Annotated in this window: 24 protein-coding genes and 1 pseudogene; 23 read left to right on the forward strand and 2 right to left on the reverse strand. The window is 71.7% G+C overall.

Annotation, left to right across the window (positions count from 1 at the left end):
• Positions 1–28 precede the first annotated feature (28 nt).
• The 11 genes from rpsD to aroQ all read left to right on the forward strand — a co-directional run bounded on the left by rpsD (position 29) and on the right by aroQ (position 11157).
• Entirely contained in the window at positions 29–655 is a 627-nt protein-coding gene (gene rpsD, locus IEY56_RS00970; RefSeq protein WP_045862274.1) for a 30S ribosomal protein S4, read from the forward strand.
• Positions 656–1094: 439 nt separating this feature from the next.
• Entirely contained in the window at positions 1095–1535 is a 441-nt protein-coding gene (locus IEY56_RS00975) for a DUF948 domain-containing protein (RefSeq protein ID WP_373292013.1), read from the forward strand.
• A 6-nt stretch (positions 1536–1541) separates the two neighbouring features.
• Positions 1542–1880, forward strand: coding sequence for a DUF6167 family protein (locus IEY56_RS00980; protein ID WP_189035101.1), 339 nt, complete (start codon positions 1542–1544; stop codon positions 1878–1880).
• Positions 1880–4552 carry an alanine--tRNA ligase gene (gene alaS / locus IEY56_RS00985; RefSeq protein WP_189035102.1) on the forward strand — a complete coding sequence of 891 codons (2673 nt, stop codon included), beginning with the start codon at positions 1880–1882 and terminating at the stop codon, positions 4550–4552. The genes IEY56_RS00980 and alaS overlap by 1 nt, the downstream gene beginning before the upstream one ends.
• Positions 4552–5016 (forward strand): Holliday junction resolvase RuvX, encoded by a 465-nt coding sequence (ruvX, locus tag IEY56_RS00990; RefSeq protein WP_189035103.1) that lies wholly within the window; start codon positions 4552–4554, stop codon positions 5014–5016. The genes alaS and ruvX overlap by 1 nt, the downstream gene beginning before the upstream one ends.
• 123 nt (positions 5017–5139) lie before the next feature.
• On the forward strand, positions 5140–6870 hold the full coding sequence (gene mltG / locus IEY56_RS00995; protein WP_189035104.1) for an endolytic transglycosylase MltG: 1731 nt from the start codon (positions 5140–5142) through the stop codon (positions 6868–6870).
• Positions 6870–7742 (forward strand): shikimate dehydrogenase, encoded by an 873-nt coding sequence (locus tag IEY56_RS01000; RefSeq protein WP_189035105.1) that lies wholly within the window; start codon positions 6870–6872, stop codon positions 7740–7742. Before mltG ends, IEY56_RS01000 begins: the two co-directional genes overlap by 1 nt.
• Positions 7743–7932: 190 nt before the next feature.
• The gene (gene aroC / locus IEY56_RS01005; protein WP_189035106.1) at positions 7933–9117 is read left to right on the forward strand and encodes a chorismate synthase; all 1185 of its coding nucleotides are present in this window, start codon (positions 7933–7935) and stop codon (positions 9115–9117) included.
• Positions 9114–9629, forward strand: a complete 516-nt coding sequence (locus IEY56_RS01010; RefSeq protein WP_189035107.1) for a shikimate kinase — start codon at positions 9114–9116, stop codon at positions 9627–9629. The genes aroC and IEY56_RS01010 overlap by 4 nt, the downstream gene beginning before the upstream one ends.
• Positions 9626–10726 (forward strand): 3-dehydroquinate synthase, encoded by a 1101-nt coding sequence (aroB, locus tag IEY56_RS01015; protein WP_189035108.1) that lies wholly within the window; start codon positions 9626–9628, stop codon positions 10724–10726. Before IEY56_RS01010 ends, aroB begins: the two co-directional genes overlap by 4 nt.
• Complete coding sequence (gene aroQ, locus IEY56_RS01020) at positions 10723–11157, forward strand: type II 3-dehydroquinate dehydratase (protein WP_189035109.1); 435 nt, start codon at positions 10723–10725, stop codon at positions 11155–11157. Before aroB ends, aroQ begins: the two co-directional genes overlap by 4 nt.
• An 81-nt stretch (positions 11158–11238) precedes the next feature.
• Here the strand turns inward: aroQ and IEY56_RS28205 are convergent, their stop codons facing one another.
• Positions 11239–11433: a hypothetical protein gene (locus tag IEY56_RS28205; protein ID WP_229711516.1), complete on the reverse strand. Its 195-nt coding sequence runs from the start codon at positions 11431–11433 to the stop codon at positions 11239–11241.
• Between the two features lie 42 nt (positions 11434–11475).
• On the opposite strand from IEY56_RS28205, the gene IEY56_RS01025 reads away from it, so the two are divergent.
• From IEY56_RS01025 to nusB, 4 genes are all read left to right on the forward strand, one after another.
• On the forward strand, positions 11476–12279 hold the full coding sequence (locus IEY56_RS01025; protein ID WP_373292018.1) for an AAA family ATPase: 804 nt from the start codon (positions 11476–11478) through the stop codon (positions 12277–12279).
• Between the two features lie 205 nt (positions 12280–12484).
• Positions 12485–13612, forward strand: a complete 1128-nt coding sequence (locus IEY56_RS01030; protein WP_189035111.1) for an aminopeptidase P family protein — start codon at positions 12485–12487, stop codon at positions 13610–13612.
• A 71-nt stretch (positions 13613–13683) separates the two neighbouring features.
• Positions 13684–14250, forward strand: a complete 567-nt coding sequence (gene efp / locus IEY56_RS01035; RefSeq protein ID WP_045862262.1) for an elongation factor P — start codon at positions 13684–13686, stop codon at positions 14248–14250.
• Between the two features lie 2 nt (positions 14251–14252).
• Positions 14253–14678 (forward strand): transcription antitermination factor NusB, encoded by a 426-nt coding sequence (gene nusB, locus IEY56_RS01040; RefSeq protein WP_045862261.1) that lies wholly within the window; start codon positions 14253–14255, stop codon positions 14676–14678.
• A 165-nt stretch (positions 14679–14843) separates the two neighbouring features.
• Here nusB and bldD read toward each other — a convergent pair whose 3' ends face one another.
• Positions 14844–15344, reverse strand: coding sequence for a transcriptional regulator BldD (bldD, locus tag IEY56_RS01045; RefSeq protein ID WP_028431622.1), 501 nt, complete (start codon positions 15342–15344; stop codon positions 14844–14846).
• A gap of 228 nt (positions 15345–15572) precedes the next feature.
• Here bldD and pyrR point away from each other — a divergent pair, with 228 nt between their 5' ends.
• The 8 genes and pseudogenes from pyrR to pyrF all read left to right on the forward strand — a co-directional run bounded on the left by pyrR (position 15573) and on the right by pyrF (position 26034).
• A complete protein-coding gene (pyrR, locus tag IEY56_RS01050) occupies positions 15573–16211 on the forward strand; it encodes a bifunctional pyr operon transcriptional regulator/uracil phosphoribosyltransferase PyrR (RefSeq protein WP_229711437.1) in 639 nt (212 codons plus the stop codon).
• A 180-nt stretch (positions 16212–16391) separates the two neighbouring features.
• Positions 16392–17402, forward strand: coding sequence for an aspartate carbamoyltransferase catalytic subunit (locus tag IEY56_RS01055; protein ID WP_189035112.1), 1011 nt, complete (start codon positions 16392–16394; stop codon positions 17400–17402).
• Positions 17403–17404: 2 nt separating this feature from the next.
• Entirely contained in the window at positions 17405–18712 is a 1308-nt protein-coding gene (locus IEY56_RS01060) for a dihydroorotase (protein WP_189035113.1), read from the forward strand.
• Positions 18709–19380, forward strand: coding sequence for a PH-like domain-containing protein (locus IEY56_RS01065; RefSeq protein WP_229711439.1), 672 nt, complete (start codon positions 18709–18711; stop codon positions 19378–19380). Before IEY56_RS01060 ends, IEY56_RS01065 begins: the two co-directional genes overlap by 4 nt.
• Positions 19380–20534: pseudogene (gene carA, locus IEY56_RS01070) on the forward strand (glutamine-hydrolyzing carbamoyl-phosphate synthase small subunit); the annotation flags it as partial. The gene IEY56_RS01065 and the pseudogene carA, both read left to right, overlap by 1 nt.
• Positions 20535–20607: 73 nt before the next feature.
• A complete protein-coding gene (gene carB, locus IEY56_RS01075; protein WP_189035114.1) occupies positions 20608–23922 on the forward strand; it encodes a carbamoyl-phosphate synthase large subunit in 3315 nt (1104 codons plus the stop codon).
• A 112-nt stretch (positions 23923–24034) separates the two neighbouring features.
• Entirely contained in the window at positions 24035–25177 is a 1143-nt protein-coding gene (locus IEY56_RS01080) for a quinone-dependent dihydroorotate dehydrogenase (RefSeq protein WP_189035115.1), read from the forward strand.
• Complete coding sequence (gene pyrF, locus IEY56_RS01085; protein WP_189035116.1) at positions 25174–26034, forward strand: orotidine-5'-phosphate decarboxylase; 861 nt, start codon at positions 25174–25176, stop codon at positions 26032–26034. The genes IEY56_RS01080 and pyrF overlap by 4 nt, the downstream gene beginning before the upstream one ends.
• Positions 26035–26163 lie beyond the last annotated feature (129 nt).

Raw genomic sequence — 26163 nt, forward strand, 5'->3', positions numbered from 1 at the left:
CCGCTAAGGTAAGGCTCACCTAACTTACATGGAGGTCCGTTCAGTGAACCAGTCGCGTCCCAAGGTCAAGAAGTCGCGTGCCCTCGGCATCGCGCTGACCCCGAAGGCCGTCAAGTACTTCGAGCAGCGCCCCTACCCGCCGGGCGAGCACGGCCGGGGCCGCAAGCAGAACAGCGACTACAAGGTGCGGCTGCTGGAGAAGCAGCGGCTCCGCGCGCAGTACGACATCAGCGAGCGGCAGATGGTCCGCGCGTACGACCGCGCCCGCAAGAGCGGCGGCAAGACCGGTGACGCGCTCGTCATCGAGCTGGAGCGCCGCCTCGACGCGCTGGTGCTGCGGTCGGGGATCGCCCGCACCATCTACCAGGCTCGGCAGATGGTCGTGCACGGCCACATCTCGGTGAACGACCGGAAGGTCGACAAGCCCTCGTTCCGCGTCCGTCCTGACGACGTCGTGAAGGTCCGGGAGCGCAGCCGCGGCAAGCACCCGTTCCTGGTCGCGCGTGAGGGCGGCTACGCACCCGACGGGGAGACCCCGCGTTACCTGGAGGTCAACCTCGAGGCGCTGGCCTTCCGCCTGGACAGGGAGCCCAACCGCAAGGAGATCCCGGTCGTGTGCGACGAGCAGATGGTCATCGAGTACTACGCACGCTGAACCCCGGAGTCCGCCGGGCCGCGCCGTGCGCTCCGCCGCTCGCGGTGCGCCGCCCCTGACTCGCCGGCACAGCCCGCCTGCCTCCCGCCGAACCTCCCGTCCGGCGGCGGCACGGCGGGCTGCCGCGTTCCCGGCGGCGCTCCCGCGGGCTCGCGACGGCCTCGACTGACCGTCGCGGTACGCCGGTTGACGGCTCCAGCAACAAACCCGGCAGCCGCCGTAGGCCAGTTGACCGCCCCGGGCGGGGGCGGCGCGGCACGGCGCCCGGCCATGGCGGCCGCCCCGCGGGCGCCCCTCCGTGCTGCGGGAATGCGGTACGGGCGACAGCTCCCGTCGCGATAAGGTCGGAGTATCCGCCGCCGCGCGGGCCCGGCTTCCACGGCGTGGAGCGGTCAGGGCGGCGGCCGACCCCGAAATGACCCGAGGGAAGCGGTGCAGCGTGTCCGGTGGTGAAGTGGCCGGTCTCCTGGTGGCCGTCTTCTGGGCGATTCTGGTCTCGTTCCTCGCCGTTGTGCTGGTGAGGCTCGCGCAGACGCTCAAGGCGGCGACCAAGCTGGTGACGGGCGTGACAGAGCAGGCCGTTCCTCTGCTCGGTGAGGCGTCCGCGACAGTGCGCTCGGCTCAGACCCAGCTCGACCGCGTGGACGCGATCGCGACGGACGTGCAGGAGGTCACCTCCAACGCCTCGGCGCTCTCCTCCACCGTCTCCACCACCTTCGGCGGGCCGCTCGTGAAGGTCGCTGCCTTCGGCTACGGCGTGCGGCGCGCGCTCGGCCGCAAGAAGGACCCGTCCTCCCCGCCGTCCGACCCGCGCAAGGTGGTCCTCGGCCGCACGCTCCCCGCGGCGCGGCGGGGCGGCCGCAAGCGCGGAAGGAGCTGATCACCCGTGTTCCGCCGTGCATTCTGGTTCACCACCGGCGCAGCCGCAGGTGTGTGGGCGACCACCAAGGTCCAGCGCAAGCTCCGTTCGCTCGCGCCGGACGCGCTCGCCGTCCGGGCGGCCGACAAGGCCGTCGACACCGGCCACCGACTCAAGGAGTTCGCACTCGACGTCCGTGCCGGAATGGCCCAGCGCGAGAGCGAGTTGAACGACGCCCTGGGGCTCGACGCCCCGCCGGACGGTGAGTCCGCGGGCCTGCTTCCCGGCCGGCCCCCCGGCCACCAACTGGGCCCCGCGCAGCAGCCGGGGCGCACACGACCGTACGACCGAAACGAGGACCACTGATGGAGTCGGCTGAAATCCGCCGCCGCTGGCTGCGCTTCTTCGAGGAGCGGGGGCACACCGTCGTGCCGTCGGCGTCACTGATCGCGGACGACCCGACGCTGCTGCTGGTCCCCGCCGGCATGGTGCCCTTCAAGCCGTACTTCCTCGGCGAGGTCAAGCCGCCCTTCGCGCGCGCCACCAGCGTCCAGAAGTGCGTGCGCACGCCGGACATCGAAGAGGTCGGCAAGACCACCCGTCACGGCACGTTCTTCCAGATGTGCGGCAACTTCTCCTTCGGTGACTACTTCAAGGAAGGCGCCGCCCAGTTCGCGTGGGAGCTGCTGACCACCCCGCAGGACAAGGGCGGTTACGGCCTGGAGGCGGAGCGGCTGTGGATCACGGTCTACGAGGACGACGACGAGGCGGAGCGCATCTGGCGTGACGTCGTCGGCGTCCCCGCCGAGCGGATCCAGCGCCTGGGCAAGGACGAGAACTACTGGGACATGGGCGTCCCGGGCCCCTGCGGTCCCTGCTCGGAGATCAGCTACGACCGCGGCCCGGAGTTCGGCCCCGAGGGCGGCCCCGCCGTCAACGACGAGCGCTACGTCGAGCTGTGGAACCTCGTGTTCATGCAGTACGAGCGCGGTCCCGGCGAGGGCAAGGACTACCCGATCGTGGGTGACCTGCCCAGCCAGAACATCGACACCGGGCTCGGCTTCGAGCGCCTGGCGATGGTCCTGCAGGGCGTGCGCAACATGTACGAGATCGACACCTCGCGCATGGTGCTGGACAAGGCCACGGAGCTGACGGGCGTCCGCTACGGAGACGCCGAGCAGACCGACGTCTCGCTGCGCGTCGTGGCCGACCACATCCGCACCGCCATCATGCTCATCGGCGACGGCGTCACCCCCGGCAACGAGGGCCGCGGCTACGTGCTCCGCCGCATCATGCGCCGTGCCATCCGCAACATGCGCATCCTCGGCGCGAGCGGTCCCACCGTCGCCGAGCTGACGGACACCGTCATCAAGGCCATGGCGCCGCAGTACCCGGAGCTGGAGACCGACCGCAAGCGCATCGAGACGGTCGCGCTCGCCGAGGAGGCGGCCTTCCTCAAGACGCTGCGCTCCGGCACCAACATCCTCGAGGCCGCCGTCAGCGACACCCAGGCCGCCGGAAGCGACGTGCTGCCGGGCGAGAAGGCCTTCCTGCTGCACGACACCTGGGGCTTCCCGATCGACCTCACCCTGGAGATGGCCGCCGAGCAGGGCCTCTCCGTCGACGAGGCCGGCTTCAGGCGCCTCATGCAGGAGCAGCGGGAGCGCGCCAAGGCCGACGCGAAGGCCAAGAAGCAGGGCCACGCCGACCTGTCGGCCTACCGCCGGATCGCCGACGCGAGCGGCACGACGGACTTCACGGGCTACCAGCACACCGGCAACGAGGCGTCCGTCGTCGGACTCCTCGTCGACGGTGTCTCCTCGCCCGCCGCCCACGAGGGCGACGAGGTCGAAGTCGTCCTGGACCGCACGCCGTTCTACGCCGAGGGCGGCGGTCAGCTCGCCGACACGGGGCGCATCCGGCTGGAGAGCGGCGCGGTCGTCGAGGTCCGCGATGTGCAGCAGCCGGTCACGGGCGTCCACGTGCACAAGGGCGTCGTCCAGGTCGGCGAGGTCACCGTCGGCTCCGGCGCGTACGCGGAGATCGACGCGGACCGCAGGCGCTCCATCGCCCGCGCCCACAGCGCGACCCACCTCACGCACCAGGCGCTGCGCGACGCCCTGGGGCCGACGGCCGCCCAGGCCGGTTCGGAGAACTCCCCGGGACGCTTCCGGTTCGACTTCGGTTCGCCGGCGGCCGTTCCGGGGACCGTCCTCACGGACGTCGAGCAGAAGATTAACGAGGTTCTCGCCCGCGAACTGGACGTCAACGCCGAGTACATGGGCATCGACGAGGCCAAGAAGCAGGGAGCGCTGGCCGAGTTCGGCGAGAAGTACGGCGAGCGCGTGCGCGTCGTGACCATCGGCGACTTCTCCAAGGAACTGTGCGGCGGCACCCACGTGCACAACACCGCCCAGCTCGGCCTCGTGAAGCTGCTCGGGGAGTCGTCCATCGGTTCCGGCGTGCGCCGTGTCGAGGCCCTCGTGGGCGTGGACGCCTACAAGTTCCTCGCCCGCGAGCACACGGTGGTCTCGCAGCTCACCGATCTGCTCAAGGGCCGCCCCGAGGAGCTTCCCGAGCGGATCTCCTCGATGGTCACGCGTCTGAAGGACGCCGAGAAGGAGATCGAGCGGTTCCGTGCCGAGAAGGTGCTCCAGGCCGCAGCGGGCATCGCGGAGGGCGCCACGGACGTCCGGGGGGTGGCCCTGGCAGCCGCCCAGGTTCCCGACGGCACGGCCGCCGACGACCTGCGCACGCTCGTGCTGGACGTCCGCCAGCGCATCACCGGAGGCCGGCCCGCCGTCGTCGCGCTGTTCGCCGTGACGAACGGACGTCCGCTCACCGTGATCGCCACCAACGACGCGGCCCGGGACCGCGGGCTCAAGGCGGGCGACCTGGTGCGCGGCGCGGCCAAGGCGCTCGGCGGCGGAGGCGGCGGCAAGCCCGACGTCGCGCAGGGCGGCGGCCAGAACCCCGAGGCCGTGGGCGAGGCCATCGCGACCGTGGAGCGGCTGGTGGCAGAGAGCGGCCCGGCCTGATGAGGAGGGGCCGCCGCCTCGCCGTCGACGTCGGTGACGCACGCATCGGCGTGGCCTCCAGCGACCCCGACGGGCTGCTGGCGACCCCGGTGGAGACGGTGCCCGGGCGTGATCTCCCGGGCGCGCACCGCCGGTTGGCTGCGCTGGTGTCGGAGTACGAGCCGCTCGAGGTGGTCGTCGGGCTTCCGCGTTCCTTGAAGGGGGGCGAGGGCCCGGCGGCCGCCAAGATCCGTGGCTTCGCGGAGGAGTTGGCGAGGAAGATCACACCGGTGCCGGTGCGGCTCGTCGACGAGCGTTTGAGTACAGTCACGGCGGCACAGGGCATGCGCGCGTCCGGCGTGAGCTCCAAGAAGGGCCGCTCCCGCATCGATCAGGCTGCGGCGGTGGTCATTCTGCAAAGCGCCCTGGAGACTGAACGGATGTCAGGCAGTCCGCCCGGCCAATGCGTCGAAGTGGTTGTCTGATCGCGATACGGTAACGTTCCCGCGACACGGCAGCCGCCGGGAGGCTCGCGCACCGCCGGGTGCGCGGGCGTCCTGCTTCATCTGTGTTCGGAGCGGCTGCCGTCCGGCAGATCTAGGGGATCGATGACTGAGTATGGCCGGGGGCAAGACGTCCCACCGTGGCATCCCGACGACCCGCTGTTCGGGGACCCGGGGTGGGAGGGACGCCGCCGCGAGTACCAGAGCGACGGGGACACCTACCCGGGCCAGTACACAGGCCAGCACCCCGACCCGTACGGCACGGGCAGGCATCAGGTACCCCAGCAGCAGGGCTACTACCAGCAGCAGCCGCAGAACTTCCAGGGCCAGGGACACGGCCAGCACCAGCACCAGCACTACGGTGACGGCGGAGGCGGCTACGACGGCGGCCCGCACGGCGGTCCCTACGACCCCGGTTACGGCATGGGCGCGACCGACCCTCGCGGCATGCAGCCCGTGGCCGACCCCTACGACACGGGCGCCCAGCCCGGCTACTACGCCGCTCCGGGCGGCTACCCTCCCGGCCACCCCGGCCAGCAGGGCCAGCAGGGCCAGCAGGGCCAGCAGGGCGGCCCCGGGCAGTTCACGGGCCCCGGGCGGCAGGCCGGCCCCGGTGAGTTCCACGGCGGCCCGGGCGGGCAGCCACCCGGCCCGGAAGCCGATCCCGAGACCGGCTGGGACCCCGGACCCGACCAGGGCGAGCACGCCTTCTTCTCCGACCAGGACGACGACGGCGACGACTCCGACCGCAAGGAGAGCCGCGGCAGCCGCAAGGGCAGCGGAGAGAAGAAGAAGCGCAACGGCTGCGCGTGCCTGGCCGTCTCGCTCGTCCTCGTGGGCGGCGTCGGAGCGGTCGCCTACTACGGGTACGACTTCTACCAGACCCATTTCGCCCCGGCGCCGGACTTCTCCGGGAGCGGTTCCGGCCAGGCGCAGGTCAAGATCCCGGACGGCGCCTCCATCGCTGACATGGGCGACGCCCTCCAGAAGGCGGGCGTGACGAAGAGCGCCGGCGCCTTCGTCGAGGCTGCCGAAGCCGACTCCAAGGCCAACGGGATCCAGCCGGGCACGTACAGCCTGCGCAAGGAGATGTCGGGCGCGGCGGCGCTGAAGCTGATGCTCGACCCCGCCAGCCAGAACGGTCTGATCATCTCCGAGGGCCTTCGCGCGAAGAAGATCTACGAGCTCGTGGACAAGAAGCTCGGCGAGCCGGCGGGGACGACGCAGAAGGCCGCGAAGAAGGCGAAACTGGGACTTCCCGCGTTCGCGGAGAACAACCCGGAAGGGTTCCTCTTCCCCTCGCGCTACAGCGTCGGCGAGGAGAGCGACCCGGCGGACGTGCTGCGCGAGATGGTGCAGCGGGCGAAGGCCGAGCACAAGAAGGTGAACCTGGCGGCCGAGGCCAAGAAGGTGGGCAAGACGCCCGAGGAGATCATCGTCATCGCGTCGCTCATCCAGGCGGAGGCGCAGCAGGACGACGAGTTCGGCAGGGTCTCGCGAGTGATCTACAACCGGCTGGAGAAGAACATACTTCTTCAGTTCGACTCGACGATCAATTACGCCAAGGGCCGCTCCTCGCTGGAGACTTCGGTCGAGGACACGCGGTTCGACTCGCCGTACAACACCTATCTCAACCGCGGGCTCCCGCCGGGCCCCATCGACAACCCCGGGCACCAGGCCATCGAGGCGGCGCTCAACCCGACGAAGGGCAACTGGATCTACTTCGTCACCGTCAAGCCCGGCGACACCCGCTTCACCGACAGCAAGGCCGAGCACGACCGCAACGTGCAGGACTTCAACAAGGAACAGCGCAAGAAGAAGGAGAGCGGCGGCTGATGGAGCGGCACCACCCCGCACGGCCGGCCCCCACGGCGCCGACGGCCGTGCGGCGCGCGGCGGTTCTCGGAAAGCCCGTCGCGCACTCGCTCTCCCCGGTGCTGCACCGTGCCGCGTACGAAGCGCTCGGCCTCGAGGGCTGGGCGTATGAGCGTCACGAAGTGGACGAGAACGGCCTGGCGTCCTTTCTCGAGGGGCTCGGCGCCGAGTGGGCCGGCCTTTCGCTGACGATGCCGCTGAAGAGGGCCGTCCTTCCTCTGCTGGACGAGGTCAGCGCAACGGCGGCGTCCGTCGAGGCCGTCAACACGGTCTGCCTGCCCGGTGACGGCAGGCGCCTCGGGGAAAACACCGACATTCCGGGCATCCTGGCCGCCCTGCGGGAGCGGGGCATCGAGCACGTCGAGGACGCCGCGATCCTCGGCGCCGGGGCCACCGCGTCGTCCGCGCTGGCGGCGCTCGCCCGCATCTGCACGGGCGAGATCACGGCGTACGTGCGCAGCGAGCAGCGCGGCGGCGAGATGCGCGCCTGGGGCGAGCGCCTCGGCGTGCCCGTGCGCGTCGCCGGGTGGGCGGACGCCGCGAAGGCGCTGACGGCCCCGCTGGTCGTGGCCACCACGCCGGCGGGCGCCACGGACGCGCTCGCGGCCGCCGCCCCGTCCCGTCCGGGCGCTCTCTTCGACGTGCTCTACGCGCCGTGGCCGACTCAGCTCGCTGCTGCGTGGTCCGGTCGTGGCGGGACGGTGCTCTCCGGCCTCGACCTGCTCGTCCACCAGGCGGTGCTGCAGGTCGAGCTGATGACGGGACGCTCGCCCGCGCCGCTGGCTGCCATGCGTGCGGCGGGGGAAGAGGCGCTGCACGCGCGTACGGCGTAGCGGGGCGGCGCGGGCGCGCCCAAACATGCCGACTACCGATGCGCGCAGACCACGGCATGTTGCCGTCCGGCCTGTGGACGGACGCGGGCCGCGCTTCGCTGACGTGGCAAGATCGGGGGCAGAGCCGGAGAGGACGGCGAGGCCGCAAGGGCCCGCCCAGAGCGCCGAGGCGCGAGATCGAGGAGCACCGTTGAGCAGGTTGCGCTGGCTGACGGCGGGGGAGTCGCACGGCCCCGCACTGGTGGCGACGCTGGAAGGACTCCCTTCCGGCGTGCCGGTCACCACCGACATGGTGGCGGACGCGCTGGCACGGCGGCGGCTGGGGTACGGACGCGGCGCCCGGATGAAGTTCGAGCGCGACGAGGTCACCTTCATCGGCGGTGTCCGGCACGGGCTCACCCTCGGATCACCGGTCGCGATCATGGTGGGCAACACCGAGTGGCCGAAGTGGGAGCAGGTCATGGCGGCCGATCCCGTGGATTCCGAGACGCTCGCCGGCCTGGCCCGCAACGCACCGCTGACACGCCCGCGCCCCGGTCACGCCGATCTCGCCGGCATGCAGAAGTACGGCTTCGACGAGGCCCGTCCCGTACTGGAGCGGGCGTCCGCGAGGGAGACGGCGGCGAGGGTCGCGCTGGGCACGGTCGCGCAGTCGTACCTCAAGGAGACGGCCGGGATCGAGATCGTCTCCCACGTGGTCGAACTCGGCGCGGCCAAGGCCCCCTACGGACTCGTGCCGCAGCCCGGCGACGTGGAGCGGCTGGACGCCGACCCCGTGCGCTGCCTCGACGCCGACGCGAGCAAGGCGATGGTCGCCGAGATCGACCAGGCACACCAGGACGGCGACACCCTCGGCGGTGTGGTGGAAGTGGCGGCGCACGGCGTCCCGGTGGGGCTCGGCTCCCACGTCCACTGGGACCGCCGCCTCGACTCGCGGCTGGCCGGGGCGCTCATGGGCATCCAGGCCATCAAGGGCGTGGAGCTGGGCGACGGATTCGGCCTGGCGCGCGTCCCCGGCTCGAAGGCGCACGACGAGATCGTGCCCGGCGAAGGCGGTCTGCGGCGCAGCTCGGGGCGTTCCGGCGGGACCGAGGGAGGTCTGTCCACCGGTGAACTCCTGCGCGTGCGGGCCGCGATGAAGCCGATCGCGACGGTGCCGCGCGCGCTCGCCACAGTCGACGTGGCGACGGGTGAGGAGACCCGCGCACACCACCAGCGCTCCGACGTGTGCGCCGTGCCCGCGGCCGGGATCGTCGCCGAGGCGATGGTCGCGCTGGTGCTGGCCGACGCGGTGGCGGAGAAGTTCGGGGGCGACAGCGTCCGCGAGACGCGCCGGAACGTGAAGGGCTTCCTCGACGGGCTGGAGATCAAATGACCGGGCCCGCAGTGATCCTCGTCGGCCCGATGGGCGTGGGCAAGACGACCGTCGGCGAGGTGCTGGCGAAGCGGCTGGGCGTGGACTGCCGCGACACCGACCAGGACATCGTCGAGTCGGCCGGCAAGCCGATCTCGGAGATCTTCCTCGACGAGGGGGAGGAGCACTTCCGCGAGCTCGAACGCGTCGCCGTGCGGAAGGCACTGTCCGAGCACACCGGCGTGCTGGCGCTGGGCGGCGGAGCCGTACTCGCCCCCGAGACCAGGGAGTTGCTGGCCGGAGGCCCCGTCGTCTTCCTGGAGATGGACGTGGCGGAGGCGGTGAAGCGCGTGGGCCTCGACGCGCCCAGGCCGCTGCTGATGATGAACCCCCGCAAGCAGTGGCGTGAGCTGATGGACGCGCGCCGTCCCCTCTACACGGAGGTCGCCCGCGCCGTCGTCGGCACCGGGGACCGCACCCCGGACGAGGTCGCCGACGAGATTTTCGACGCCCTGGAGCTGAAGCCCTCATGACCAGCACGACTCCGGCGCCCACCCGCATCACCGTGGGCGGCTCCGCCGGTACGCAGCCCTACGACGTGCTCATCGGCCACCGGCTGCTCGGCGAACTGCCCGGCCTGATCGGCTCGTCGGCGAAGCGCGTCGCCGTCCTGCACCCCGAGGCGCTGGCCGAGACAGGCGGCGTGCTGCGTGAGGACCTGGAGTCGCAGGGCTACCAGGCCATCGCGGTGCAGCTGCCGAACGCCGAGGAGTCCAAGACGGCCGAGGTCGCGGCGTACTGCTGGAAGGTCCTCGGCCAGACGGGCTTCACGCGCAGCGACGTCATCGTCGGAGTCGGCGGTGGCGCGACGACGGACGTCGCGGGTTTCGTCGCCGCTACCTGGCTGCGCGGGGTGAGCTGGGTCGCCGTCCCGACGACGGTCCTGGGCATGGTCGACGCCGCTGTCGGCGGCAAGACCGGCATCAACACCGCCGAGGGCAAGAACCTGGTGGGCGCCTTCCACCCGCCGGCCGGTGTGCTCTGCGACCTCGCCGCTCTGGAGTCGCTGGGCGTGCACGACTACGTCGGCGGCCTCGCGGAGGTCGTCAAGGCGGGGTTCATCGCCGACCCGGTCATCCTCGACCTCATCGAGGCGGATCCTGAGGCCGCCCGTTCGCCCGAGGGCCCCCACACCGCGGAGCTGATCGAACGCTCCGTGAAGGTCAAGGCGGAGGTCGTCTCGGCAGACCTGAAGGAGTCCGGCCTGCGCGAGATCCTCAACTACGGTCACACGCTGGCCCACGCCATCGAGAAGAACGAGCGGTACGAGTGGCGGCACGGCGCCGCGGTCTCCGTCGGCATGGTCTTCGCGGCCGAACTGGGCCGCATCGCGGGCCGGCTGGACAACGCCACCGCCGAACGGCACCGCACCGTCCTGAAATCGCTCGGCCTGCCCGTCACCTACCGCGGCGACCAGTGGCCGAAGCTGCTGGAGACGATGCGGGTCGACAAGAAGTCCAGGGGAGACATGCTGCGCTTCATCGTCCTCGACGGACTGGCCAAGCCGTCCGTGCTGGAGGCTCCGGACCCGGCGATGCTGCTCGCGGCGCACGCGGAGATCGCCGCATGAGCCGCCCCGTACTCGTCCTCAACGGCCCCAACCTCGGCCGTCTCGGCTCCCGCGAACCCGACGTCTACGGATCGACGTCCTACGCGGGCCTGGTGGAGCGGTGCACGGCTCTCGGCGGGGAGCTGGGCTTCGCCGTGGAGGTGCGTGAGACCAACGACGAGGGTGAACTGATCCGCTGGCTGCACGAGGCGGCCGACGGGAAGATCCCCGTCGTCATCAACCCCGGTGCGTTCACGCACTATTCGTACGGAATGCGGGACGCCGCCTCGCAGCGGACCGCACCGCTCATCGAGGTGCACATCTCCAACCCGCACGCGCGGGAGGAGTTCCGGCACACGTCGGTCATCTCCGCCGTCGCGAGCGGGACGATCGCGGGATTCGGCATCGGCAGCTACGAACTCGCGCTGAGGGCGCTCTCGGACGAACTCTGAGCGCCCGCGGAGCCCGTGGGCACCGTACGCACTCCTCGACCGTTCTACCGGAAAAGGAACCGACGGTACGGTCCGGTACTGTCACACCATCATGGCGCTGCGGGGGCAGCGCCGCCGGAGCGAGATGGAGTTGGGGAGCGGATGCAGCAGTACGGGGCGCACCAGCCCGGCCCTGCGCCGGACTCCCACCTGGGGTTCCACAACGGTCAGCGCCCCCCGCACCCCGGACAGGCACCGCCGCCCCCGCCGCAGCAGCCGGGCTGGCCCGGTGGCCACGCCCAGCAGCCGCCGCCACCGCGCCCGCACGCGCAGCCCCCGGTGCCGGGGCCGCCGGCCGCACCCGTACCGCCGCCGCATGCTCCTGGCGGGCCGCCTCCCGGGCAGCCGCCCGTCCCCGGTGCGCCGCCGCCCGTGCCCACGGCCCCGTCGCGGCTCCCGGACGGACGGCGCGCGAGCGACATGGACGTGCCCCCGTCGGAGACCACAGGGCACATCACGCTCTCCCGAGGCGCTCCCGTCGAGATCCCCGCGCCCCATGCCGACCCCGCCCAACTCGACGCGACACGTGCCGCGGTGGCCGTACTGCTGATCGGCCCGGCCGGCGCGGGAAAGTCGACGGTGGCGCGTTACTGGGCGGACCGCCGTGCGGTTCCGACCGCGCACATCAGCCTCGACGACGTCCGTGAGTGGGTCCGCTCCGGCTTCGCCGACCCGCAGAGCGGATGGAACGACCACTCCGAGGCGCAGTACCGGCTCGCGCGCCGGACCTGCGGATTCGCGGCCAGGAACTTCCTGGCCAACGGGATCTCCTGCATCCTCGACGACGCCGTCTTCCCCGACCGCCCGGTGGTGGGCCTCGGGGGCTGGAAGAGGCACGTCGGACCCGGCATGATCCCGGTGGTGCTGCTGCCCGGGCTGGAGATCGTCCTGGAACGCAACGCCGCACGCAGCGGCAACCGGCGTCTGAGCGACGAAGAGGTGGCCAACATCCACGGCCGCATGGCCGGCTGGTACGGCTCGGGCCTGCCGATCATCGACAACTCCCGTCAGGACGTCGCCACCACCGCCCGGATGCTCGACGACGTCGTCGCCCGCAGCCTTGCGAGCCCGCCGCGCTGGTGAGGCCCGCCCGGACGGGGTGACGGCCGGGGCGCCCGGCTCGGGGGCTGTCCGCGGTTCTCGTCCCGTCCCCCGGCACTCCGCTTCCGTTCGGACCCACTTCGTTCCAGACGCTCGGCACCGTTCCCGGCGCGCTCGTTCCGGGTCGGTCGCCCGCACGGCCCCGCAGGAACTGCTCCCTCGGCGCGGGCTCCGTACGCTCGGCTGTATGTCCGAGGTCCACGTGGCTCGACGCGCCCTGCTCCGCGAGCGTTGCGCCGCCAACTCAGCGCAGGCCGGTCACGCCGACGCGCTGCTGGTCACGCGACCCGCCAACATCCGCTACCTCACCGGCCGCCCGCCCGAAGGGGCAGCGCTCCTGCTCGGCGCTGACGGCACGGACACCCTGCTCGGTCCGGCCGCCGCCGACCCCTCGCACCGCCATACGGGCAGCCGGCCCGCCGACGAGCTGCGTACCGTCGCCATCCAGTCGCCGGACGGCGACACGGCAGTGGCCGCCGCCGACCTCGCCGCTTCGGCCGGGGCCCGCAGCCTGGCTGTCGAGGAACACCATCTGACCGTCGCCCGCTACCGGGCCGTCGATTCGGTGGCCGGGCTCCACCTGGCGCGGCTGGCCTGCCCCGTCGAGGCACAGCGGGTCGTGAAGGACCAGGAGGAGATCGCCGCTCTGCGCACCGCCGCCGAGATCACCGATCAGGCGCTCGGCGAGCTGCTGGAGTCGATCCTCGTGGGACGCACGGAACGCCACCTCGCTCTCGAACTGGAACGCCGGCTCATCGACCACGGAGCCGAGGGCTCCGCCTTTCCGACCTCCGTGGCCACCGGACGCAACTCCGGTCTGGCCCATCACCGGCCCACCGACAGACGCGTGGAGGAGGGCGACTTCCTCTCGGTGCGGCTGGGTGCGCGGTACCACGGCTACTGCTGCCAGATCGGCCGGACTTTCGTCATCGGGACAGCCCCGGACGACTGGCAAGTCGAACTGTACGACCTCGTCTTCGCCGCCCAGCGGGCAGGCCGTGAGGCGCTCACACCGGGTGCTGCCTGCAGTGACGTCGACCGCGCCACCCGGCAGGTACTGGACGGAGCGGGGCACGCGGAAGCGCTGGGTTCCGCGACGGGGCACGGGGTGGGTCTGGAAATCGGTGAGGACCCTCGGCTGTCACCTGGGGCCATGGGTAAACTCGACGCTTGTGTGCCGGTCACCATCGAGCCCGGGGTCCATCTACCGGGCCAGGGCGGTGTCCGGATCGACGACACGCTCGTCGTCCGCCCAGCGGCGGACGGCGGACCCGAGCTACTCACCATCACGACCAAAGAGCTGCTCGCCCTCTAGCCCCTGACGGGCGGGAGTGCCGCGGCAGCCCTCTGGTTTCCGCAGCAGCAGTCTCAGGAGATTCCGCAACCGTGGCATCCACGAACGACCTCAAGAACGGCATGGTGCTCAAGCTCGACGGCGGCCAGCTCTGGTCCGTCGTCGAGTTCCAGCACGTCAAGCCCGGCAAGGGGCCCGCCTTTGTCCGTACGAAACTGAAGAACGTCATGTCCGGCAAGATCGTCGACAAGACGTTCAACGCGGGCACCAAGGTCGAGACGGCGACCGTGGACCGACGCGGAATGCAGTTCTCGTACAAGGACGGCGAGTACTTCGTCTTCATGGACATGGAGACCTACGACCAGATCCACATCACCCCGGAGATCGTCGGCGACACCGCCAACTACCTCCTGGAGGGGTTCGAGGCCACGGTCGCCATGTACCAGGGCGAAGCGCTCTTCGTCGAGCTGCCCGCGGCGGTCGAGCTGACCATCGAGCACACCGAGCCGGGAGTCCAGGGCGACCGCTCCACCGGCGGCTCCAAGCCCGCGCGTCTGGAGACGGGCTACGAGGTCGGTGTGCCCCTGTTCATCACCACGGGTGAAAAGATCAAGGTCGACACCCGCTCCGGCGAGTACCTCGGCCGGGTGAACAGCTAACCGTGGCTGCCCGTAACAAGGCCCGTAAGCGTGCCTTCCAGATCATCTTCGAGGCGGACCAGCGCGGGGTCGCCGCGACGGACGTCCTCGCCGACTGGATCCGGCACGCCCGGACCGACGACCGGCAACCGCCCGTCGGCGAGTACACGATGGACCTCATCGAGGGGTACGCGCAGAACGCCCCACGCATCGACGAGCTCATCTCGACCTACTCGGTGGGCTGGACGCTGGACCGGATGCCGGTGGCAGACCGGTGCATCCTGCGTCTGGCTGCCTACGAGCTGATCTGGTCCGAAGAGGTGCCCGAGGCCGTCGTCATCGACGAAGCCCTGGCCATCGCCAGGGAGTTCTCGACGGACGACTCGCCTCCGTTCATCAACGGCCTGCTCGGCCGCCTGCAGGACCTCAAGCCGACGCTGAAGCGCTGACCGAGTCGACGGCCTCCGCACGGACACCACCGGAGCGGAGGCCCGTGAGGACACAGAAAGCCGCCGCCCGTGACCGGCCCCTTCCGGGGCCGTCACAGGCGGCGGCACGTTTCTTCGGCCCCCGAGGGCCGGATCACACTCGCACGTCGGGCGGAGGAAGAGAGCTCACGCGTCCTCGTGGGCCACGGCGCGGCGCGCGTCGGCGTCGAGCACGCCCCAGCTGATGAGCTGCTCGGTCAGCACCGAGGGGGACTGGTCGTAGATGACGGCGAGCGTGCGCAGGTCGTCCTGGCGGATGGAGAGGACCTTGCCGTTGTAGTCGCCGCGCTGCGACTGGATCGTGGCCGCGTACCGCTGGAGCGGGCCGGCCTTCTCGGCCGGGACGTGAGCGAGCCGCTCCAGGTCCAGCACGAGCTTCGGCGGGGGCTCCGCGGCGCCACCCGGAGTGGTCCCCGGAAGCAGTTCCTGGACGGGCACACCGTAGAAGTCGGCCAGCTCGGCGAGGCGCTGAACTGTGACGGCGCGGTCTCCGCGCTCGTACGAACCGACCACGACCGCCTTCCAGCGGCCCTGGGACTTCTCCTCGACACCGTGTAGGGAGAGGCCCTGCTGGGTGCGGATGGCCCGGAGCTTCGCTCCGAGCTGCTTGGCGTATTCGCTGGACATATCGCTCCCCGCGTACGAGAAAGTGGTAACTCACTGTGAGGTTACGCAGCGTAATGTCCGCCGTCAAGCCGAACGCCGAGTAGCTTTGCCGAGGTGAGCGGAACGCGGCCTTCCAGGAAGCGGCGGGGCGGGGTCCGAGACTCGTACGGCCCCCTGCTACCGTTTGGGTGACAGCTCAGACGTCCTTTAAGGCCCGTCCCGTGAGGCGGGGAAGGAGGTCCTTTCCGCATGGACTCAGGCAACAAGGGTGCCGCCGCAGGCCGCCCCGTACTCGAGGCGCCCGACATCGCGCGCGTCCTCACCCGCATCGCCCACGAGATCGTCGAACGCGCCAAAGGCGCCGATGACGTGGTGCTTCTCGGAATCCCCACCCGCGGTGTCCATCTCGCCGAGCGCCTCGCGGCGAAGCTCGGGGAGATCACCGGCCGTCCGGTCCCGCACGGCTCGCTGGACATCACGATGTACCGAGACGACCTCAGGCTCGGCCCCGCCCGGACGCTCGGGCACACCGAGATCCCCGGCGACGGGGTGGACGGACGGCTCGTCGTGCTCGTCGACGACGTCCTCTTCTCCGGTCGCACGATCCGTGCCGCGCTGGATGCGCTGGGTGACATCGGACGCCCCCGCGCCGTCCAGCTCGCCGTGCTCGTCGACCGCGGTCACCGCGAACTCCCCATCCGCGCCGACTACGTCGGCAAGAATCTGCCGACCTCGCTGCGCGAGACGGTCAAGGTCCGGCTCATCGAGGAGGACGGCCGCGACGGCGTGCTGCTCGGTGCCGCCGCGGCCGCCGGCGACCCGTCCGCGGCCGAGGACGCCGAGACCGTCCGTTCCGCGCCGTCCGCCCCGGGGCGCGCGGAGCGCTGAGGCGGTCCGGCACGGTTCCGGGGTGCCCGTCCGCGCCGCCCGCCGCTTCGGCCTGCCCCGCCCCGACGTCCCGGCCCGCTCGCCGGCCCACCTCCGGCGAGCCCGTGCGCGGCCGCACAACGCCCACACCGCCCGCACGCCTGACCTGCGCCCACGGGCGACCATCCATGGAAGGCAACGATGAAGCGCCACCTCATCTCGGCCGCCGACCTCACCCGCGACGACGCCGTGCTCATCCTCGACACCGCCGAGGAGATGGCCCGGGTCGCGGACCGGCCGATCAAGAAGCTGCCGACCCTGCGCGGCCGCACCGTCGTCAATCTCTTCTTCGAGGACTCGACGCGCACCCGCATCTCCTTCGAGGCCGCGGCCAAGCGCCTCTCGGCGGACGTCATCAACTTCTCCGCCAAGGGCTCGTCCGTCTCGAAGGGGGAGTCGCTGAAGGACACGGCGCTGACCCTGGAGGCCATGGGCGCGGACGCGGTCGTCATCCGCCACCCCGGTTCCGGGGCACCGCACCGGCTCGCCACCTCGGGCTGGATCGGCGGCTCCGTCGTCAACGCGGGCGACGGCACCCACGAGCACCCCACGCAGGCGCTGCTCGACGCGTTCACCATCCGCCGCCGCCTCTCGGGCGGGGAGGGCGACCTGGCGGGGCGGCGGATCACGATCGTCGGCGACGTGCTGCACAGCCGCGTCGCCCGGTCGAACGTGTACCTGCTGAGCACGCTCGGAGCGGAGGTCACCCTCGTCGCGCCGCCCACGCTGGTGCCCGTCGGCGTCGGGGCGTGGCCCTGTGAGGTGAGTTACGACCTCGACTCCGTCGTCGCCAAGTCCGACGCCGTGATGATGCTGCGCGTCCAGCGCGAGCGGATGAACGCGGCGTTCTTCCCCACGGAGCGCGAGTACTCCCGCCGCTACGGCCTGGACGGGCAGCGCATGGCGCGGATGCCCGAGCACGCCGTCGTGATGCACCCCGGCCCGATGAACAGGGGCATGGAGATCACGGCGGAGGTCGCCGACTCGCCGCGCTGCACCGCCGTCGAGCAGGTCGCCAACGGTGTGAGCATCCGCATGGCCGTGCTGTACCTGCTGCTGGGCGGCGCCGAACCCGCCGTCTCAGGCTCCCTTCCGCCGGAGGCAGCGTCGTCTGCACCCGGGACCGCCGCCCGTACCGAGGAGAACGAGTGACGATGACAGGCAACACCGGCAACAACGGCAGGACGCTCCTCCGCGGCGCACGCGTGCTGGGCGGCGAGCCCCTGGACGTACTGATCGACGGCGAGAGGATCGCCGAGGTGGGCAGCGGCCTCGACGCGGCCGGCGCCGAGGTGGTGGAGGCGGAGGGACGGGTCCTGCTGCCCGGCCTCGTCGATCTGCACACGCATCTGCGCGAGCCCGGCCGCGAGGACTCCGAGACCGTGCTGACGGGCACCAGGGCCGCCGCGAAGGGCGGCTTCACCGCGGTGCACGCGATGGCCAACACCTTCCCCGTCGCCGACACGGCCGGCGTCGTCGAGCAGGTGTGGCGGCTGGGCCGCGAGTCCGGCTACTGCGACGTGCAGCCCGTCGGGGCGGTCACCGTCGGCCTGGAGGGCAAGCAGCTCGCCGAGCTCGGCGCCATGCACGACTCCGCCGCTGACGTGCGCGTCTTCTCCGACGACGGCAAGTGCGTCGACGACGCCGTGATCATGCGCAGGGCGCTGGAGTACGTGAAGGCCTTCGACGGCGTCGTCGCGCAGCACGCCCAGGAGCCGCGCCTGACCGAGGGCGCGCAGATGAACGAGGGCGTCGTCTCGGCCGAACTCGGCCTGGGCGGCTGGCCGGCCGTCGCCGAGGAGTCCATCATCGCGCGGGACGTGCTGCTGGCCGCGCACGTCGGATCGCGGGTGCACATCTGCCACCTGTCCACGGCGGGCTCCGTCGAGCTGGTGCGCTGGGCGAAGTCCAAGGGCTGGCAGGTGACGGCCGAGGTCACCCCGCACCACCTGCTGCTGACGGACGAGCTCGTCCGCTCCTACGACCCGGTCTACAAGGTGAATCCCCCGCTGCGGACCGAGGCGGACGTCCGAGCCCTGCGCGAGGCGCTCGCGGACGGGACCATCGACTGCGTGGCCACCGATCACGCCCCTCACCCGCACGAGGACAAGGACTGCGAGTGGGGCGCGGCGGCCATGGGGATGGTGGGCCTGGAGACCGCGCTGTCGGTCGTGCAGCACACCATGGTGGAGACGGGCCTGCTGGACTGGGCAGGAGTGGCCGAGCGCATGTCCGGCCGCCCCGCCGCGATCGGCCGGCTCGAGGGCCAGGGCCGCCCCGTCGCCGCTGGTGAACCCGCGAACCTGGTGCTCCTGGACCCGGACTACCGTGGAAGCGTGGATTCCGCATGCTTCGCCTCCCGCAGCCGCAACACCCCCTACCAGGGCCGTGACCTGCCGGGACGCGTCACTCACACCTGGCTGCGGGGACGCGCGACAGTCGTGGACGGGAAGCTGGCGTGAACGTACGACCCGGACCTGCGCTCCTGACCGCGCTGCCGGCCGCCGAACCCCGGTCGCAGGAGGTCACCGACTGGGCCGCCCGCATCGGCTGGGTCGTCGGGCTGCTCCTGTTCGTCGCCCTCCTGTACTGGCTCATGCGTCAGGGCTGGAAGTGGCGGGGGACGCTCCAGGGCGACCTGCCCGAACCGGCCGCGCCGCCAGCCGACGGGACGTCCGGCGGGACGCTGCTCGCCGCGGCCGGCCGCTACCACGGCTCCACCAGCGCGGGGCAGTGGCTCGACCGGATCGTCGCCCACGGCCTGGGCACCCGCAGCCGCGCGGCTCTGACCCTCACGGCGGCGGGGCTCACGGTCGAACGGCCGGGGGCGAGGGACTTCTTCGTGCCCGTGGAGAAGTTCCGCGGTGCGCGCCTCGAGAAGGGCATCGCGGGCAAGGTGCTCACCGAGGGAGGCCTGCTGGCCGTCACCTGGGAACTCGGGGACCGGCTCCTCGACTCGGGGTTCCGCCTCGACCACCCGTCCGAGCAGGCCGCCTGGGTGGAGCAGATCACCGGCCTCGCGGCGGACGGATCCGCCACCCCGGGAGCGGAACCCGGGACGGCCCCCGCCGGTGACAGTGCGGTCACCGGCCCGTACCACCACGCAGTAACCCCGGAGAGGGACACATGATGACGACCGTCACCGGCCCAGCCGCACCTGCTCCCGCAGTGCTCGTCCTCGAGGACGGCCGCAGCTTCCGCGGGCGCGCCTACGGCGCCGTGGGGGAGACCGTCGGCGAGGCCGTCTTCAACACCGGCATGACGGGGTACCAGGAGACGCTCACCGACCCCTCGTACCACCGGCAGGTGGTCGTCATGACGGCGCCGCACATCGGCAACACCGGCGTCAACGACGAGGACCCGGAGTCCGCCCGCATCTGGGTGGCCGGATACGTCGTACGCGACCCCGCCCGCACCCCCTCCAACTGGCGCTCCGTACGCACCCTCGACGAGGAGCTGACCGCGCAGGGCGTCGTGGGCATCAGCGGGGTCGACACCCGCGCGCTCACCCGCCACCTGCGGGAGCGCGGCGCGATGCGCGCCGGGATCTTCTCCGGCGAGGCCGCCGCCGCGAGCGAGGGCGAGCTGCTGGAGCGGGTGCGGTCCGCTCCCGCGATGGCGGGCGCCGACCTGTGCGGCGAAGTCGCCACCAAGGAGGCGTACGTCGTACCGGCCCAGGGCGCCAAGCGCTTCACGGTCGCCGCCGTCGACCTCGGCATCAAGGGCATGACGCCGTACCGCATGGCGGAGCGCGGCATCGAGGTCCACGTACTGCCCGCCGACGCGAGCGTCGAGGACGTCTACGCGGTGCGGCCCGACGGCGTCTTCTTCTCCAACGGTCCAGGCGACCCCGCCGCGGCGGAGCACCCCGTCGCGCTGATGCGCGCCGTGCTGGACCGGGGCACGCCCCTGTTCGGCATCTGCTTCGGCAACCAGATACTGGGCCGTGCACTGGGCTTCGGGACCTTCAAGCTCAAGTACGGCCACCGCGGCGTCAACCAGCCCGTACAGGAACGCACCCCCTCCGGGGAGTGGACGGGCGGCAAGGTCGAAGTGACCGCGCACAACCACGGTTTCGCCGTCGACGCCCCGCTGGACGGACCGAGCCCCACCCCGTACGGCCCGGCCGAGGTGACCCACGTCTGCCTCAACGACAACGTCGTGGAGGGGCTGCGGCTGCTGGAGCGGCCGGCGTTCAGCGTCCAGTACCACCCAGAGGCGGCGGCCGGACCGCACGACGCCTCCTACCTCTTCGACCGCTTCGTCGCGCTCATGGGCGGCGAGGGCCCCGGCGCCGGCGCCGGCCACCGGAGCGGCGGAACCCCTCACAGCACCACCCAGCACATGGAGGGCCAGAGTGCCTAAGCGCACCGACATCCAGTCCGTCCTGGTCATCGGGTCAGGCCCGATCGTCATCGGCCAGGCCGCAGAGTTCGACTACTCGGGTACGCAGGCATGCCGGGTCCTCAAGGCCGAGGGCCTGCGCGTCATCCTGGTGAACTCCAACCCGGCCACGATCATGACCGACCCGGAGATCGCCGACGCGACCTACGTCGAGCCGATCACGCCCGAGTTCGTCGAGAAGATCATCGCCAAGGAGCGTCCCGACTCGCTGCTGCCCACACTCGGCGGCCAGACCGCGCTGAACACGGCGATCTCCCTGCACGAGTCGGGGACGCTCGCGGAGTACGGCGTGGAGCTGATCGGCGCCAACGTCGAGGCGATCAACAAGGGCGAGGACCGCGACCAGTTCAAGGACGTCGTGGCGGCCGTGCGGGAGCGGACGGGCCACGGCGAGTCCGCCCGCTCCGTCATCTGCCACTCCATGGAAGAGGTGCTGGACGGAGTCGAGGGCCTCGGCGGCTACCCCGTCGTCGTGCGGCCGTCCTTCACCATGGGCGGCGCGGGCTCCGGGTTCGCACACGACGAGGAGGAGCTCCGCCGCATCGCGGGCCAGGGGCTGACCCTCTCGCCGACGACCGAGGTGCTGCTGGAGGAGTCCATCCTCGGGTGGAAGGAGTACGAGCTGGAGCTGATGCGCGACAAGCACGACAACGTCGTGGTCGTCTGCTCCATCGAGAACTTCGACCCGATGGGCGTCCACACGGGCGACTCCATCACTGTGGCGCCGGCGATGACGCTCACCGACCGCGAGTACCAGGTGCTGCGGGACATCGGGATCGCCGTCATCCGCGAGGTCGGCGTCGACACCGGCGGCTGCAACATCCAGTTCGCCGTGAACCCCGCCGACGGACGCGTCGTCGTCATCGAGATGAACCCGCGTGTCTCCCGCTCCTCCGCGCTCGCGTCGAAGGCCACCGGCTTCCCCATCGCGAAGATCGCGGCGAAGCTGGCCGTGGGGTACACGCTCGACGAGATCCCCAACGACATCACCGAGAAGACGCCCGCGTCCTTCGAACCCACCCTCGACTACGTGGTGGTGAAGGTTCCGCGGTTCGCCTTCGAGAAGTTCCCGGCCGCCGACGACACCCTCACCACCACGATGAAGTCGGTGGGCGAGGCGATGGCGATCGGGCGCAACTTCCCCGAGGCGCTGAACAAGGCGCTGCGCTCGCTGGAGAAGAAGGGCAGCCAGTTCGACTTCGTCACCCCTCCCGGGGACAAGGCGGAGCTGTTGGCGAAAGCCGCGCGTCCCACCGACGGCCGCATCAACACCGTCATGGAGGCCATCCGCGCCGGGGCCGCCCCCCAGGAGGTCTTCGACGCCACGAAGATCGACCCCTGGTTCACCGACCAGCTCTTCCTGATCGACGAGATCGCCGGGAAGCTCGCCGGCGCCCCGGAGCTGAGCGCGTTCCTGCTGGCCGAGGCCAAACGTTACGGCTTCTCCGACGCCCAGATCGCGAGCCTTCGTTCGCTGCGCGAGGACGTGGTCCGCGAGGTGCGCCACGCGCTGGGCGTGCGCCCCGTCTACAAGACGGTCGACACCTGCGCGGCCGAATTCGCCGCGAGCACGCCCTACTTCTACTCCTCGTACGACGAGGAGACCGAGGTGGCCCCGCGCGAGAAGCCGGCCGTGATCATCCTCGGGTCGGGCCCCAACCGCATCGGCCAGGGCATCGAGTTCGACTACTCCTGCGTCCACGCCTCCTTCGCCCTCGGCGAGGCCGGCTACGAGACCGTGATGGTCAACTGCAACCCCGAGACCGTCTCCACCGACTACGACACCTCGGACCGGCTCTACTTCGAGCCGCTCACCCTCGAGGACGTCCTGGAGATCGTCCACGCCGAGCAGGCGGCGGGCCCGGTCGCCGGGGTGGTCGTGCAGCTCGGCGGGCAGACGCCGCTGGGCCTCGCCCAGGCGCTGAAGGACAACGGCGTGCCCATCGTGGGCACTTCGCCCGAGGCGATCAACCTCGCCGAGGAGAGGGGCGCGTTCGGACGTGTACTGGAGGAGGCCGGCCTGCCGGCTCCCAAGTACGGCACGGCCTACTCCTTCGAGCAGGCCAAGGGAATCGCCGCGGAGATCGACTACCCCGTGATGGTGCGCCCTTCGTATGTGCTCGGCGGACGGGGCATGGAGATCGTCTACGACGAGGCCTCGCTCGCCGTATACCTGGAGCGCCACGCCGGCCTGATCTCCGAACACCCCGTCCTCATCGACCGGTTCCTCGACGACGCGATCGAGATCGACGTCGACGCCCTCTACGACGGCGAGGAGCTCTACCTCGGCGGCGTGATGGAGCACATCGAGGAGGCCGGCATCCACTCCGGGGACTCGGCGTGCGCGCTGCCGCCCATCACCCTGGGCGGCCACGACATCAAGCGGCTGCGCGCGTCGACGGCGGCCATCGCGCGGGGAGTCGGCGTACGCGGACTGATCAACATCCAGTTCGCCATGGCCGGCGACATCCTCTACGTGCTGGAGGCCAACCCGCGCGCCTCCCGCACCGTCCCCTTCACCTCCAAGGCCACCGCCGTCCCGCTGGCGAAGGCCGCGGCCCGCATCTCCCTGGGCGCCACGGTCGCGGAGCTGCGTCAGGAAGGGATGCTTCCGGCGGAGGGCGACGGCGGCGACCTGCCGCTGGACGCCCCCATCTCCGTGAAGGAGGCCGTGCTGCCCTGGACCCGCTTCCGCGACGTCCAGGGGCAGGGCGTGGACACCATCCTCGGCCCCGAGATGCGCTCGACCGGTGAAGTCATGGGCATCGACTCGGTGTTCGGCACCGCCTACGCCAAGTCGCAGACGGCGGTCTACGGCGCGCTGCCCACGAAGGGGCGCGCGTTCGTCTCCGTCGCCAACCGCGACAAGCGCTCGCTGATCTTCCCGGCCCGTGAACTGGTCGCCATGGGGTTCGAGTTGCTGGCGACGTCCGGCACCGCGGAGGTCCTCAAGCGCAACGGCATAAACGCCACCGTCGTACGCAAGCACAGCCAGGGGCCGGGCCCCGACGGCGAGCCGACGATCGTCCAGCTCATCCACGCCGGGCGGGTCGACCTGATCGTCAACACCCCCTGGGGCACCGGCGGCCGCCTCGACGGGTACGACATCCGCACCGCCGCGGTCGCCCGCGCCGTCCCCTGCCTCACCACCGTCCAGGCCCTCGCCGCGGCGGTCCAGGGCATCGAGGCGCTCACACGCGGCGAGGTGGGGGTCCGTTCGCTCCAGGAGCACGCGGACCGCCTCACCGCGGCGCGCAGCTCCGGCTGACGCCCGGCGGGGCGGGGAGTAGCGGCCCGCTCAGCGCGACCGCTCCTCCCCGCCCCGCGGCCCCGCCGCACCCACCGCCCCCGACACCGCCCGTACTCATGCGAAGGCCGCCATGTACCACCTGCTGTTCGAGACCGTCCTGAGACGGCTGGACCCCGAGAGGGCCCACCGGCTGGCCTTCGCGCTGATCCGCGGGGTCTCGCGGCTGCCGCTGCTGCGGACGTGCGTCGCGGCGAGGTTCGCCGCCCGCCCGGGCGAGCTGCTGACCGAGGCGCTGGGGCGCAGCATGCCGGGCCCCTTCGGGCTCGCCGCCGGGTTCGACAAGAACGCCGAAGGCATCGACGGACTGGCGATGCTGGGCTTCGGCCACGTCGAAGTCGGCACCGTCACGGGCCAGGCCCAGCCGGGCAACCCCCGGCCGCGTCTCTTCCGCCTCCCCGCGGACCGCGCCCTGATCAACCGGATGGGCTTCAACAACGAGGGCTCGGCCGCGGTCGCCGCCCGGCTCGCTGCCCGCGCCCGGCGCCGTGGAGCGGGAGGCGCACGGGGAGCTGCCGCGTCCCCGGTGGTCGGGGTCAACATCGGCAAGACGAAGGCCGTTTCCGAGGAGGAGGCCGTCAGGGACTACGTCACATCCACCGAGCGCCTCGCCGTCCACGCCGACTACCTCGTCGTGAACGTCTCCTCGCCCAACACCCCCGGTCTGCGCGCCTTCCAGGCCACCGACGCGTTGCGCCCGCTGCTGAGCGCCGTGCGCGAGGCCGCCGACCGTGCCGTCGAGGGACGCCGCGTGCCGCTGCTGGTGAAGATCGCGCCCGACCTCGCCGACGAGGACGTCGACGCCGTCGCCGACCTCGCGGTGGAACTGGGCCTGGACGGCATCATCGCCACCAACACCACCATCGCCCGCGACGGCCTCGGCCTCACCGCACCGCCGTCGCTCACGGCGGAGACCGGCGGCCTCTCCGGGGCGCCGCTGCACGACCGGTCCCTCCAGGTGCTGCGGCGGCTGTACGCCCGGGTCGGCGGACGCGTCACGCTCGTCGGCGTCGGCGGCGTCACGACGGCGGACGACGTGTGGGAGCGCATCCTCGCCGGCGCCACCCTCGTGCAGGGTTACAGCGCCTTCGTCTACGAGGGCCCCGGCTGGGCCCGGGCCGTCCACAGGGGGCTGGCCGCGCGCCTCGCCGCCAGCCCGTACGCCACGCTCGCCGACGCCGTCGGCGCCGGACACCGGAAGGCCGAGGCAGCATGAACCAGCAGGCTCCGCACCAGGAACCCTTCGGCGCGCGGCTGCGCCGCGCCATGGACACGCGCGGTCCCCTGTGCGTCGGCATCGACCCGCATCCCGGGCTCCTCGCCGACTGGGGCCTGACCGACGACGTCGCGGGTCTGGAGCGCTTCACCTCCGGCGTCGTCGAGGCGCTGGCCGGCCAAGTCGCCGTGCTCAAGCCGCAGTCGGCGTTCTACGAACGGTTCGGCTCCCGCGGCGTCGCCGTGCTGGAGCGCGCCGTCGCCGAAGCGCGCGCCGCCGGTGCGCTGGTGCTGACGGACGCCAAGCGGGGCGACATCGGCTCCACCATGTCCGCCTACGCGGACGCCTACCTCGACCCCGCGTCGCCGCTCTTCTCCGACGCGCTGACGGTGAGCCCGTACCTGGGGTTCGGTTCCCTGCGCCCGGCGGCCGAGCGTGCCCGCGCGAGCGGCTGCGGCCTGTTCGTCCTCGCGCTCACCTCCAACCCGGAGGGCGCCGAAGTACAGCACGCGGTACGGGAGAACGGCCGGAGCGTGGCCGCGACCGTCCTCGCGCACCTCGCGCAGGAGAACGCCGGCGCGGAGCCCCTCGGTTCGATGGGCGCGGTGGTCGGTGCGACTCTCGGCGGCACGCTCCACGCCGCGGGCGTGGACCTGGCCGTCAACGGGCCGCTGCTCGCACCGGGGATCGGAGCGCAGGGAGCCACGGCGGCCGACCTCCCGCGCGTCTTCGGGGCCGCGAAGGGGAACGTCCTGCCCAGTATCAGCAGGGGCGTGCTCCGTCACGGGCCGTCGCCGAAGGCGCTGCGCGAGGCGGCCCTCGCGGAGGCGGAGGCCCTCGCGGAGGCACTGGCCTGACGGGCGCGAGGTCCCGGACCGGACGTATGAGGGCGGTACGTCCCTTCCTGTACTGCTCCGTACCTGCTTCGTACCTGCGGTGATGCGCGGCCGGAACCCCGACAGCCGTGAATTGAGGCGGAGTTGAGC

The organism is Streptomyces daqingensis (genome assembly GCF_014645895.1).
Classification (GTDB): Bacteria; Actinomycetota; Actinomycetes; order Streptomycetales; family Streptomycetaceae; genus Streptomyces; species Streptomyces daqingensis.